This window comes from Rhodococcus sp. C26F, from assembly GCF_053345925.1.
Genome location: NZ_JBKFBA010000001.1, coordinates 533,931 through 547,062 on the forward strand (window position 1 = coordinate 533,931; position 13,132 = coordinate 547,062).

General features: G+C 68.0%; 10 protein-coding genes. 3 read left to right on the top strand and 7 right to left on the bottom strand.

The features are described from left to right. Window position 1: 1 nt before the first annotated feature. A complete protein-coding gene (locus tag ACLBYD_RS02540) occupies window positions 2–676 on the bottom strand; it encodes a nitroreductase (RefSeq protein ID WP_447815271.1) in 675 nt (224 codons plus the stop codon). A 110-nt stretch (window positions 677–786) separates the two neighbouring features. Next, window positions 787–1,794, bottom strand: a complete 1,008-nt coding sequence (locus tag ACLBYD_RS02545) for an NAD(P)H-dependent glycerol-3-phosphate dehydrogenase (protein WP_447815272.1) — start codon at window positions 1,792–1,794, stop codon at window positions 787–789. Between the two features lie 157 nt (window positions 1,795–1,951). Here ACLBYD_RS02545 and ACLBYD_RS02550 point away from each other — a divergent pair, with 157 nt between their 5' ends. The 3 genes from ACLBYD_RS02550 (at window position 1,952) to ACLBYD_RS02560 (ending at window position 5,296) form a co-directional block, all read left to right on the top strand. Then, window positions 1,952–2,401, top strand: a complete 450-nt coding sequence (locus tag ACLBYD_RS02550; RefSeq protein ID WP_026061046.1) for a helix-turn-helix transcriptional regulator — start codon at window positions 1,952–1,954, stop codon at window positions 2,399–2,401. A gap of 5 nt (window positions 2,402–2,406) precedes the next feature. Further along, the gene (locus ACLBYD_RS02555; RefSeq protein ID WP_026061047.1) at window positions 2,407–2,817 is read left to right on the top strand and encodes a VOC family protein; all 411 of its coding nucleotides are present in this window, start codon (window positions 2,407–2,409) and stop codon (window positions 2,815–2,817) included. 79 nt (window positions 2,818–2,896) lie between these two features. Next, on the top strand, window positions 2,897–5,296 hold the full coding sequence (locus ACLBYD_RS02560; RefSeq protein WP_447815273.1) for an ATP-binding cassette domain-containing protein: 2,400 nt from the start codon (window positions 2,897–2,899) through the stop codon (window positions 5,294–5,296). On the opposite strand, the gene ACLBYD_RS02565 is transcribed toward ACLBYD_RS02560, so the two are convergent. The 5 genes from ACLBYD_RS02565 to benC form a co-directional block, all read right to left on the bottom strand. Further along, window positions 5,286–6,527: a benzoate/H(+) symporter BenE family transporter gene (locus tag ACLBYD_RS02565; protein WP_060652624.1), complete on the bottom strand. Its 1,242-nt coding sequence runs from the start codon at window positions 6,525–6,527 to the stop codon at window positions 5,286–5,288. The genes ACLBYD_RS02560 and ACLBYD_RS02565 overlap by 11 nt on opposite strands. A gap of 12 nt (window positions 6,528–6,539) precedes the next feature. Further along, the gene (locus ACLBYD_RS02570; protein ID WP_447815274.1) at window positions 6,540–9,269 is read right to left on the bottom strand and encodes a LuxR C-terminal-related transcriptional regulator; all 2,730 of its coding nucleotides are present in this window, start codon (window positions 9,267–9,269) and stop codon (window positions 6,540–6,542) included. Beyond that, window positions 9,266–10,609 (bottom strand): MFS transporter, encoded by a 1,344-nt coding sequence (locus ACLBYD_RS02575; protein WP_447815275.1) that lies wholly within the window; start codon window positions 10,607–10,609, stop codon window positions 9,266–9,268. The genes ACLBYD_RS02570 and ACLBYD_RS02575 overlap by 4 nt, the downstream gene beginning before the upstream one ends. 92 nt (window positions 10,610–10,701) lie before the next feature. Continuing rightward, window positions 10,702–11,499 (bottom strand): 1,6-dihydroxycyclohexa-2,4-diene-1-carboxylate dehydrogenase, encoded by a 798-nt coding sequence (locus ACLBYD_RS02580; RefSeq protein ID WP_016691752.1) that lies wholly within the window; start codon window positions 11,497–11,499, stop codon window positions 10,702–10,704. Continuing rightward, window positions 11,496–13,115, bottom strand: coding sequence for a benzoate 1,2-dioxygenase electron transfer component BenC (gene benC, locus ACLBYD_RS02585; RefSeq protein WP_447815276.1), 1,620 nt, complete (start codon window positions 13,113–13,115; stop codon window positions 11,496–11,498). The genes ACLBYD_RS02580 and benC overlap by 4 nt, the downstream gene beginning before the upstream one ends. Window positions 13,116–13,132 lie beyond the last annotated feature (17 nt).

A 13,132-nucleotide genomic window follows, 5' to 3' on the forward strand; every position in this document is an offset into this window, starting at 1 on the left:
TTCAGTCGACCCACTCGACGGTCTCGTCGAGCGACGCGCGATCCGTGCGACACGCATTGGCCGGGTGCGCCTCGTCGGCGTAACCGAACGAGATGGCGCAGACGATGTCGCGGTCGTCGCCGATGTTCAGTTCGCGTCGCAGCGCGGTGGCCGTCATCGCGACGGCTGCCTGTGGGACGGCGGCGATGCCGAGCGACTCGGCGGCGAGCAGCAGCGTCGAGACGTAACCACCGCAGTCGACGGCGCCGTACACGCCGAGGGCCTTGTCGGAGGTGATGATCGCGACGTGCGGTGCGCCGAAGAAGCGGTAGTTCTCGAGCATCTGCTCGGTGCGGCGCTGGTAGTCGTCGCGCGCGATGCCCAATGCGTTGTACAGGGCGTAGCCGGCGCCGCGGCGACGCTCGGCATAGGCTCCGCGGTATTCGGCGGGTCCCGGGATGTCGGGATCCATGTTCCCCGAGGTGGCCTGCGCGTAGACGGCGTCGCGCAGGCGCTCGGTGGCGTCGCCGCTGACGATGTGCACCTGCCAGGGCTGGGAGTTGCACCAGGACGCGGTGCGCTGACCCATCTGCAGCATGCGTTCGATGTCCTCGCGCGGGACCTGTTTCGTCAGGAAGGCGCGGCAGCTGAAACGGGTGTCGAGCAGGGACGACAGCGTGTCGGCGGCAGAAGTCATGGCACCACGATGGCACATCACTTCACCGAGCGTTCGTTCAGCCGGTCGCGAGCACACGACAGGCGAATATTCGGCTTTCTACGATCCGCCCGAGAAAGCGGTAGAGAAGGTCAGACGATGTCCCTCTCGTCGCCGGGTGTGACCCGGCGCAGCCCCCGATAGGCATCGGTGGGGGTGCTCTTCCCGGTCACCACGGCCGCGACCTCGGCGGCGATCGGCATCTCCACCCCGTACTCGCGGGCGAGTTCCATGACTGTCGGCGCGGTCTTCACCCCTTCGGCGACCTGCCCAAGTGCCTCGACGGCCTCGTCGATGCTGAGCCCGCGCGCCAGCGCCTCACCGACCCGGCGGTTCCGCGACGACGGACTCGTGCACGTCGCGATGAGATCACCCATCCCCGTGAGGCCCGCGAACGTGCGCGGATCCGCACCCATGGCCTCACCGAGACGCGTCATCTCCGCCAGCCCGCGGGAGAGGACCATCACGCGGGTGTTGTCGCCGACGCTGAGCCCTTCGGCCATGCCGGCCGCGATCGCCACGATGTTCTTGAGGATCCCGCCCAGTTCGCAGCCGAGCACGTCGGTGTTGCGATAGACGCGGAACAGCGACGTGGCGAACAGCGGTTGCAGCGCCGCGCTCACCGCTTCGTCCTGCATCGCGACCACCGACGCGGCGGCCATGCCGTCGGCGATCTCCCCGGCGATGTTCGGACCCGCGAGCAGCCCGACGGGGTGCCCCGGAAGGCAATCGGCGATCACCTCGGTGGGCCGCAGGCGGGTGCCCGGCTCGAGGCCCTTCACGAGCGAGACGACCGGGACCCACGCGCGGATCTCGTCGACGACCTGCTCGAGTGTCTTGCGCACTGCATGCGACGGCACACCGACCACCAGGACGTCGGCTTCGCGGGCGGCCTCTTCGAGATCGGAGGTCGCGCGCAGGCCCTGCGGCAGTGGCCGTTCGCCGAGATATCGACGGTTGCGGTGCTCGGTGTCGATCTCACGCGCGATGTCGTCGTTGCGGGCCCACAACGTCGTCGGGGTGTTGCGTGCGGCCAACGACGCGATCGTGGTTCCCCACGATCCCGATCCGAGAACGACGACGCGAACCGCACGAGCCATCGGTGACCTTTCGTCCGTACGGGCAGGTATCGACAGAGTGTCAGTTTTCCGGTCCCGGCGGGTCCGGTTTGTGGTCCCGGGATCCTCGCGGGGCGGATGTGCTGTGGAGGCGCACGACGACAGGATCGAGGCGGCGCATCGTGGCACGATCGGACCCGTGCCCGGTAAACCCGTCACCGATCAGCGTCTGCGCGACCTCGCGTTGCTGCGCCGCGTCCGCGACCGCATCGACCGCGAGTACGCCCAGCCCCTCGACGTCGAGGCCCTCGCCCGCGGCGTGAACATGTCGGCCGGCCATCTCAGCCGCCAGTTCAGGCTCGCGTACGGCGAGTCGCCCTATTCGTATCTCATGACCCGGCGCATCGAGCGGGCCATGACGTTGCTGCGACGCGGCGACCTCACCGTCACCGAGGTGTGCTTCGAGGTGGGCTGTTCGTCGCTCGGCACCTTCAGTACCCGGTTCACGGAACTCGTCGGCGTGCCCCCGAGCGTGTACCGCAAGCAGGCGGCCGAGGAGACGAACGGCATCCCGTCGTGCGTGGCGAAGAATGTCACCAGACCGATCAGGAATCGAGAAGCGCGGACGGGTCCGCCGGTCATACCGTGATCGGCATGGACATCACCATTCACCAGACATTCCTTCCGCACACCGATCCCGAGGCGTCCCTCGCGTTCTACCGCGACACCCTCGGCTTCGAGGTCCTCAACGATGTCGGCTACGCCGGGAAGCGATGGATCACCCTCGGCCGCAGCGACACTCCCGGCACGTCCCTGGTGCTGTACCCGCCGGACGCCGACCCCGGCATCACGGAGGAGGAGAACGCCACCATCGCCGAGATGATGGCCAAGGGCACCTTCGCGTCGATCATCCTCGCGACGAAGGATCTCGACGGGGCGTTCGAGCAACTGCAGGCCGGCGACACCGAGATCGTCCAGGAACCCACCGACCAGCCGTACGGCGTCCGCGACTGCGCTCTCCGCGACCCCGCGGGAAACATGGTCCGCATCCAGCAATTGCGCTGACCGATCCCGCGATCGGCCTTACTCTCCGATCGTCGCACCCGTTCCGCCCGCATCCATACGACCACTGGAGTCTTCGAACATGACCTCGACGAAGGACACACCGGCACACGCAGCGCACGTCGCCGACACCCACGACGCGATCCGGGTCCACGGAGCGCGCGTGAACAACCTCCGCGACATCAGCGTGGAGATCCCCAAGCGGCGATTGACGGTGTTCACCGGTGTGTCCGGCTCGGGCAAGAGTTCGCTGGTGTTCAGCACGATCGCCGCCGAGTCGCAGCGTCTGATCAACGAGACGTACAGCGCGTTCGTGCAGGGATTCATGCCGACCCTGGCCCGCCCGGACGTCGACGTGCTCGACGGCATCACCGCGGCGATCATCGTCGGCCAGGAACGGATGGGATCGAATCCGCGCTCGACGGTGGGCACCGCCACCGATGCCAACGCGATGCTCCGCATCCTGTTCAGCCGGGTTGCGGAGCCGCACGTCGGTCCGCCCAACGCCTACTCGTTCAACGTGCCGTCGGTGCGGGCCAGCGGTGCGGTGACGGTGGAGAGGGGCGCGGGGAAGACCCAGGCCGAGAAGGTGACCTTCAACCGGCTCGGTGGCATGTGCCCGCGATGCGAGGGCAAGGGCAACATCTCCGATTTCGACCTGACCGTGCTCTACGACGACGGTCTCTCCCTCAACGAGGGCGCCCTGAAGATCCCCGGCTACAGCATGGACGGCTGGTACGGCCGGATCTACCGCGGGTGCGGCTTCTTCGATCCCGACAAGCCGATCGCGAAGTTCACCAAGCGGCAACTCCACGACCTGCTCTACAAGGAACCCACCAAGATCAAGGTGGAGGGCGTCAACGTCACCTTCGAGGGTCTGATCCCGAAGATCCAGAAGTCGTTCCTGTCCAAGGATCTCGACGCGATGCAACCGCACATCCGTGCGTTCGTCGAGAAGGCCGTCGTCTTCTCCACATGCCCGGACTGTGAAGGGACGCGTCTCGCCCCCGAGGCGCGGTCGTCGAAGATCGACGGCAGGAGCATCGCGGACGTGTGCGCGATGCAGATCAGCGATCTCGCCGAATGGGTGCGCGGACTGGATCTTCCGCAGGTTGCCCCGCTGCTGAAGAACCTTCGTCATCTGCTCGACTCCTTCGCGGACATCGGGCTGGGATATCTGTCGCTGGATCGCCCCACCGGCACCCTGTCCGGCGGAGAATCGCAGCGCATCAAGATGATCCGCCATCTCGGATCGTCGCTGACCGATATCACCTACGTCTTCGACGAACCGACGATCGGCATGCACCCGCACGACATCGCGCGGATGAACAACCTGCTGCTGCAGCTGCGCGACAAGGGCAACACCGTGCTCGTCGTCGAACACAAGCCCGAGGCCATCGCGATCGCCGACCACATCGTCGATCTCGGCCCGCGCGCCGGCACCGAGGGCGGGCAGGTGGTCTTCGAGGGCACCGTCGACGAACTGCGTCGTGCCGACACCCTCACCGGTCGCCACCTCGACGACCGGGCGACGCTGAAACCGACGGTGCGCACCCCGAACGGCGCCCTGGAGGTCCGCGGCGCCGACACGCACAACCTGCAGAATGTCGACGTCGACATCCCGCTCGGCGTGCTCGTCGTGGTGACCGGCGTGGCCGGTTCGGGCAAGAGCTCGCTGATCCACGGTTCGGTGGCCGACCGCGACGGTGTGGTCACTATCGACCAGAGCCCCATCAAGGGTTCGCGTCGCAGCAACCCCGCGACCTACACGGGTCTGCTCGAACCGATCCGCAAGGCGTTCGCGAAGGCCAACGGTGTGAAGCCGGCCCTGTTCAGTTCCAACTCCGAGGGTGCCTGCCCGACCTGCAACGGCGCCGGCGTCGTCTACACCGACCTCGGGGTGATGGCCACCGTCGAATCGGTCTGCGAGGACTGCGAGGGCAAGCGCTTCCAGACCGCGGTGCTCGAGTACACCCTGGCGGGGAAGAACATCGCCGAGGTGCTCGGCATGTCCGTCGCGCAGGCCCAGGAGTACTTCACCGACGGCGAGGCACGCACCCCGGCGGCGTCGAAGATCCTGCAGCGACTGTCCGACGTCGGCCTCGGCTATCTGAGGCTCGGCCAGCCCCTGACCACCCTGTCGGGTGGTGAGCGGCAGCGGCTCAAGCTCGCTACCGCGATGGCCGAGAAGGGGGAGACCTACATCCTCGACGAACCCACCACGGGCCTGCACCTCGCCGACGTCGAACAGCTGCTCGGTCTGCTCGACCGACTCGTCGAGTCCGGCAAGTCGGTGATCGTCATCGAACACCACCAGGCCGTGATGGCCCACGCCGACTGGATCATCGACCTCGGTCCCGGCGCAGGCCACGACGGCGGACGCATCGTCTTCGAGGGCACCCCCAGCGAACTGGTGGAGGAGCGGTCGACGCTCACCGGCGAGCACCTCGCCGAGTACGTCGGGGTCGGGGTCAGCGGCTGAAGTCCGGACGCTCCATCAGCCACGACACGGCCACACCCGCGACGAGCCCCCAGAACGCCGCGCCGATGTTCCAGACGGTGATGTTCGAGGCGGTGACCACGAACGCGACGAGCGCACCCATGGTGTGCTTGCTCGCGAACCCGGCCACGAAGGCGCCCTGCAACGCCTTGAGCATCGCCAGGCCGCCGAGGGTCGCGACGAACGAGGCGGGCGCGGCGATCATCCACCGGACGAACAGCGGCGCGAACAGTCCGAAGACGATCGCCAGCGTCCCGCATGTGATCGCCGCGGTGTACTGACGGGACCGTTCGCCCGACGACACGAGCAGCGCGTTGGTCGGTCCGGTCAGACAGGTCGACACGGCGCCGACGCACGCGGCAGGGAAGGACCACAGTCCGCACGCGATCGCCGAGACGTTGACGGGCGGGTTGTGCCCGGCCGAGCGCAGCACCGCGATGCCCTGCCCGTTCTGCACGACCAGCACGGTGATCGCGAGCGGTACGACGAGTTCGAGGATCGCCGACCACGTGAACTGCGGGGCGGTGAACACCGGTGCGGCGAAGACCGCGCTGTCGGTCCCGGACGGTGAGAACCGGCCCGACAGCGCGACCGCGCCCACCCCGGCGAGCAGGGCGCCGAGGATGGGAGGCATCCACTTACCGAGGACCGCAACGGAACTGAGCAGGAGGAAGACGATCACCATCGGTGCGGCGATCGCGACGTCGGAACCGAGCGCCGAAACCAGATCGATGCCGAACTTCAGGAACACCCCCGCGACCATCGCCATGACGATGGGCATCGGCAATGCTTCCATCACCCGGCGCACCAGTCCCGAGGCCCCCAGCACCGTCACGAGGGCCGCTGTCACGAAGAACGCGCCGACCACCTCCGCCCAGCTCAGATGGGTGAGCGACCCGCCGACCAGCACGGTGCCGGGGATGGTCCAGAAGAACCCGAGCGGTTGCCGGTAAGCGACGCTCATCACGATGGTGAGCAGCCCGTTGAGGACGAACACCCCGAAGATCCACGACGCCAACTGCGGTGCGCTCAGCCCGCCCGCGGCGCCGGCGGCGAGGATCACCGCGACCGGTCCGGTGCACGAGAAGATGAGCCCGATCAAGCCGTTCGCGGCGTATCGTGGGCCGAGATCCCGGAGTATCCCGCGCGGTCCGACGACGGGACGCACGGGGCGTTCGAACAGATCGGTCTCGGCGGTGGGGCGATCGTCCACGGCGGTCAATGGTCAACCTCGATCCTGTTGTCGGAACTTCGCGGCGAGCTCGCTGCGCGAGCGGATGCCGAACTTCGAGTACACGCGGGTCAGGTGGTACTGCACGGTCTTGACGGACAGGAACAGCTCACCGGCGACTTCCTTGTTGGTGCGGCCCGACGCGACGAGTGTGGCCACGGCGCGTTCCTGCGGAGTGAGGGTCGTGAAATCCGAACGCGGGGTCTCGGTCTCGCCGTCGCCGGTACGAAGACCACCGGCCTTGAGTTCCCGGTCGCAACGTTCCACGTACGAGACGGCGCCGAGCGACGAGTACAGCTCGCGGGCGGTGCGGATCACCGCGTCGGCGTCGCGGCGACGCCCCGCGCGGCGCATCGTCTGGCCGTACGCGAAGTTGATGCGTGCACGGTCGTAGGGCAGTGGCAGCGTGTCGATCTCGTCGAGTGCGCGTTCGAAAGCGTCGCGGGCGGCGTCGATGTCGCCGCGGGCTCCGAGGATGCGACCGCGCACGTAACCGAGGCGGGCCTTGGCGGAGCGGTGACCGCGTTCGGCGGCGAGTTCCTCGTGCGGCCGCAGGAATTCGTCCGCTTCGTCGACGCGTCCGGTGATCACGAGGGCGTTGCCGTAGAGATCCGGCCACGGCCAGTGGCCGGGTTCGCCGACCGCGCCCCGCTCGCGCATAGTGACGATCGGTTGCAGATAGCGCAACACGCTCGTGTAGTCGGAGACCACCTCGGCGCACTGCGCCAGGCACAGGCAGGCCGGTACGAGCATGAGCGGGTAGTCGTTGTTCCCGGCGCGGGCACGGTGGGCGTGTTCCCGTGCAGCGGTCCAGTTCCCGCGCAGCGCCTGGACCTGGGCGCCGGTCCAGTGGACGAGCGGTCGGAGCAGATCGAGTTGTGTCGCGTCGAGCTGCGCCGCCGCGCGATCGACGGTGCGCAGCGCGTCGGACCACGCACCGAGCGCGAATTGTGTTCGCGCGAGCCAGGCCTGCGCCCACAGCGAGATGCGCAGCGACCCGCCGCGGAAGGTGGTCGGTTCGGCCGCCTCGAGTTCGGTCCGGGCGAGATCGGGCCGGTCGAGCACCAATGCGAGCCACCCCTCGGCCATGCGGATGCGCTGGCTCTGCGCTCCGAGCCGGATGACGTCGGACAGAGCCGAATACGACTCGACGGCCTCGTCGACGCGACCGGTCATCGCCAGCCCGAGTCCGCGGATGGCCCGGGACTCGACGACGGGTGGAGCCGTCTCGGGAAGGGTGTCCGCGGCGCGATCGGCCCACAGGACAAGATCGTCGCCGCGCAGCCGTGCCAACGAATGCAACACCATGCGTTGCGAGATCGTCGCGGCGAGTTCGGGTTCGGATTCCGGATCGTCGAGCATCGACCACGCTTCGGTGAGAAGGTGGTGCGCTTCCGCGGCCCGCCCCCGCTGGATCGCGAGATAGCCGAGCACGGCGTTGCGCATCGGTCCACTCGGCACGCTCTCGATCTCGGGGACGAACGTCTGGGCCTGGGGCAGGTCCGCCGCACCGGTCAGCGCATCGACACCGCGGATCATCCTGCGGGTCCGTAGTTCTCGGTCGAGAGTGATGCGGCTCGCGGTGATGAGCGCTTCGGCTGCTTGGGACCAGGCGCCGTCGGCGGCGCATCGCCGGGCGTAAGCGTCGAGGTCGGCGGCGAGTTCCTCGTTTCCGGTCGGTGTCGCGGACACCAGGTGGAACAACCGGGCGCCCTCGTCGTCGACGAGCGAAGCGGCCCGCGCGTGCAGGCTGTGCCGGCGCGCCGGGCCGATCTCGTCGGCCACGGCGGCGCGGGTCATGGGATCGGGGAACGACAACGACACCACGCCCCGCTGTTCACGCATCGTGAGCAGACCGAGCCGGTGAGCCTCGTCGAGCGGCCCGGTCGTGTCGCCGACCTCGGCGAGTTCGGCGACGAGCGCGAGGGATTCGGTGGCTCCCCGTGTCGCGGCGGTGTCCAGGACGGCGACCGATTCGACGAGCGCGCGCGTGTCCGGTGAACACCGGGCAAGGATGCGACCCACTTTCCCCGCGTGTTGTCTCGGTGCTGGGAAACGTGCCTGCCAGCGGTGCCATTCGTCGCGAGGGATCTCGTCGAGGAGCTGCAGGATCGAGCGGGTGTTCCCGAGCGTGTGTTCCTGCAGGCGACGCGCCGTCCACGCGGACAGGGCGACGCCGATGCGATGCAGTGCGAGTTGCGCGACATCCGGTGGCGCCAAAGCGCCGACGTGGAGGGTGTCCACACGGTGGCTGTTCGAGAGGAGGTCTGCGGTCGCCGGAGCAACGTCGTCGGGAAGCACGTCGGGCACGATCCAGATCATGAGCAGGGGACGTCCGTGCGCTCGCCTCAGCGACGACGACAGCGACTGCAGCGACTCGACATCCGCGTAGTGCGCGTCGTCGACGACGATCACCGTCGCGTCGTCGATCCGGTCGAGGAGCGTGCGTGCCGCCTCCACCGGGTCGCCGGCCGTGACGGTCTCACCGAGTAGCTGTTCGAGCACGGACCAGGGATGGTCGGCCTCCCAGCGTGCTCCGGTGGCGTCATGGACGACGAGGTCGTCGTGGCGAGCGACGAAATACGAGACGAGGGAGGATTTTCCGACGCCGGACGGCCCCTCGACGAGGACCAGCGAGGGAACACCCGCGCGGGCTTCGTCGAGGAGGCGTTCGAGTTGCATCAACTCGGAGTTCCGGCCGATCAGCACACTGTTGTCCGTCACACATCCACGGTAGTCGGCGCGGAGCGGTCGGAACTGCGGACCGGCGAGACGGTGCCGGCCGGACGGGGCACGAACCACGTGACCAGACCACCGGCGAGCGCGATACCCGCGAAGATGTAGAAGTTCACGTTGTTCGCGAAGCCCGCGCCGATGAGCAGACCTCCGATGACCGGGCCGACGATGCCGCCGAGGCGACCGAAGCCGGCGCACCACGCCACACCTGCGGCGCGGGCGGGGGTGTCGTAGTAGTTGGACACGAACCCGTAGATGAGCACCTGGGTGCCGATCGTGCCCGTACCGGCGATCGCGACGGCGGTGAGCAGCACCGGCAGCGGGAAACCGAGCGTGAGCAGCACGAGGGCCACGGCCGCGAGGAAGAAGGTGGTGACGATGACGGACTGCGGTCCGCGGCCGTCGGCGACCTTCGAGGCGAGCAGGCCGCCGATGATGGCGCCGCCGTTGAGGACGAGCAGGAAGGCGAGCGAGCCGTTGGCGTTGTACCCGGCGTCGGCCATGATCTTCGGCAGCCAGGTGTTGAGGCCGTAGGTGAGTAGCAGACCGGCGAAGCTCATCATGCCGAGCAGTCCCGTACCGAGGGCGTACTTGCGGGTCGCGAGTGCCGCGAAACCGATCTTCTCGGTGGAGGCGACAGGTGCTGCGGACGGCAGCGGGAAACCGAACTTCTCGCACACCTGCTGCGCCTCGTCGGAGCGTCCCCGCGACTGCAGCCAGGCCGGCGACTCGGGAAGTTTCATCAGTGCCAGCGGGAGCAGGATGATCAGCGGCAACGCGCCGATGAGGAACAGGCCGCGCCAGCCGATCGCGTCGCGCAGCAGGATCGCGAGCAGCGAGGCCATCACACCACCCGCGGGGACACCGCTGTAGACGATGGCGTTGAACAGGTTGCGCTTGCCGGGCGGAGCGAACTCGGCGACCACGGCTCCGGCGGTGGCGACGAGACCGCCGACGCCGATGCCGGTGAAGAAGCGGAGCGCGCCGAACATCGTGATGCTCGTGGAGAAGGCCGCCGCACCCATGCCGACGGAGAACCAGACGATGTTGATCAACATCATCTTCCGGCGGCCGACGCGGTCACCGAACGCACCGGTCAGCAGCGCGCCGACCATGACGCCGATGAGCGCGTAGGAGCCGAGGGCACCACCCTGCTGGGCGGAGATCTCCCCGAGCTGGGTCGGATCGGCCATCAGGGTCGGAAGGACGGTGCCGTACACGACGAGGTCGTAGCCGTCGAAGATGATCGCGAGGGTGGCGAGCGCGACGATCCAGATGACGCTGCGCCGATGTTGTGGACTGGCCCAGGTCTGCGTGGCGTGGGTCATGCGTTGCTCCGGTCTGTGAGTGGAGTCACAAGCGAATTCGGGGAGAAAAGTGGCCTCACNGGGCGCCTCCGGTGAGGCCGAGCGAGGGGCGGTCAGCCCAGATCGCCGCCGGCGACGGGAAGAACCGTGCCGGTGATGTAGGAGGCCTCCTCGGAGGCCAGGAAACAGATCGCGGCGGCCTGCTCGTCGAGCGTGCCGTACCGCTTGAGCAGGGAGGAATCGACGGTCTGGTCCACGATCTGCTGGTACCAGGCCTTCTCCTGCTCGGACTGCGGCGAGGGACCGCGCGCGATCCGTCGCTCCGGGGCGACGGTGCCGCCCGGGGCGGTCGCCACCACGCGAACCCCGTAGGGGGCGAGTTCGAGGGCCAGCGACGCGGTGATCGCGTTGACCCCACCCTTCGCCGCCGAATACGGCACGCGGTTGACGCCGCGGGTCGCGACCGACGAGACGTTCACGATCGTGCCGGCGCGTCGCTCGATCAGATGGGGAGCGGCGGCGCGACACGTCCACAGAGTGGGGAACAGCGACCGCCGGATCTCCTTCTCGATCTCCTCCGGCGCATAGTGCTCGTACGGCTTGGCCCAGATCGTGCCGCCGACGACGTTGATCAGCACGTCGATGCGGCCGGTGGTGCGGACGGCGTGGGAGATCGCCTCCTCCGCGCCCTCGAAGGTCTCGAGATCCGCCGTCACCGAATGCGCCTTGCCGCCGGCCTCGCGCAGTTGCTCGGCCACCTCGTGGACGAGATCCGCGCGGTCGACGAGCACGACCTCACCGCCCTCGGCGGCGATGCGGGTCGCCACCGTGAGACCGATGCCCTGCGCGGCGCCGGTGATCGTCAGGCACCGGCCGTCGAACCGGCCCGGGAAGATCTTCGTCTCGGTCATGAGGAGGCACCTGCCGGGGCACCGCTGGCGATGGCGCGGCGCATCGTCTCCTTGGCGTGCTGCGAGTGGACGACGATCAGGTCGCGCGCGGCGGCCTTGTCGCCCTTCTCGAACGCCTCGACCAGCTGGAGGTGCTCGTCGACGATGTGCTCCTCGATCCACTGCGCGTCGCGCAGGACCTGCTTCATCAACCGGGTGACCTCGAGCTTGTTGTAGGCCTCGAGCAGCACCGGGTTGGTGCAGCAGCGGAAGAGGAATTCGTGGAAGGCCGCGTTGGTGTCGGTGAACGCCGCGGCGTCGGTGAAGTGGTTGCCTTCGACTGACGCACCGGACGCCTCGGCGAGGATGCGGAACTCGACGAGCTGCTCCGGCGTGAGCCGGCCGATCGTGAGTTCGACGACGCCGAGTTCGAGGGCCATGCGGGCGTCGAACTGCTCGTCCGATTCGGCGACGGGCGGATGCTCCTCGCCGATCTCGTAATTGCCGGGCTCGGGGTTCTGGAGCACCACCGGACGACCGGTCTCGGCGGCAGCCTTCTCCGCCGCGGCCTTCTCGGCGTCGGTGGCAGCGGGTGCGGTTGCCCCACCCGGGGTGGCCGAGGTGTTGAACTTCTCGAAGTAGAAGTTCGTCGGCTCGATACCGTTCTCGGACAGGTGGTTACGCACTGCCTCCACCATGGGCGGCGGGCCGCACAGGTAGATGTCCACATCGCCCTCGTTGAGATGCGACGGCTCGAACAGACCCGTCACGTAACCCTTGTTCGGAGCGGACGACGCCTCGTCGGCGACGCAGTAGTCGAACGTGAAGTTCGGCAGCCGCTTCGTGTACTCCTCGAGCGTGTCGAGTTCGACGAGATCGTGATCGAAGGTGACGCCGTAGATCAGGTGCACCGGCTGGTCCGAGCCGTCGGCCTCGATCTTCGACAGGATCGACAGCAGCGGCGCCAGGCCGGTACCGCCGGCGAGCAGCAGCGACGGACGCTTGCGCTCGCGCAGGAAGAAGCTGCCGAACGGGCCGGTGAACTCCAGGGTGTCGCCGACCTGCGCGCGGTCGCGCAGGTACTCCGACATCAGACCGCCCTCGGTGATCTTCACCAGGAACGCGAGTGAATTCTCGTGCGGGCCGGTGCTGAACGAGTACGAGCGGGTCGCCGGCTTGCCGGTGCCGTCGTCGCTGCCGGGCACACCGATGTTGACGTACTGACCGGGAAGGAACACCAGATCGTCACGGTTGTCGATCTCGACGGTGAAACCGACGACGCTCTCGGAGTAGCGGCGCAGATCCGTGATGGTCGCGCTGTACGAGGCGGCCGCGGTCTTCGCGACATCGGAGGTGCTCGCGATCTGCACCACCAGATCGGATTCCGGCATCATCTGGCACGGCAGGCAGTAACCCTGCTCGGCCTCTTCGTCGGTGAGGGCGTCCTCGATGTAGTCGCCGCCGTCGTAGCTGCCCGATTCGCAGAAGGCCTTGCAGGTTCCGCACGCGCCGTCACGGCAGTCGAGCGGAATGTTGATGCGTGCCTTGTACGAGGCGTCGGCGACGGTCTCGTTCGGGTTGACCTTGATGAAGCGGGTGACCCCGTCCTCGAAGCTCAATGCCACCTGGTAAGCCATGGCACGTGCCTCCTTTC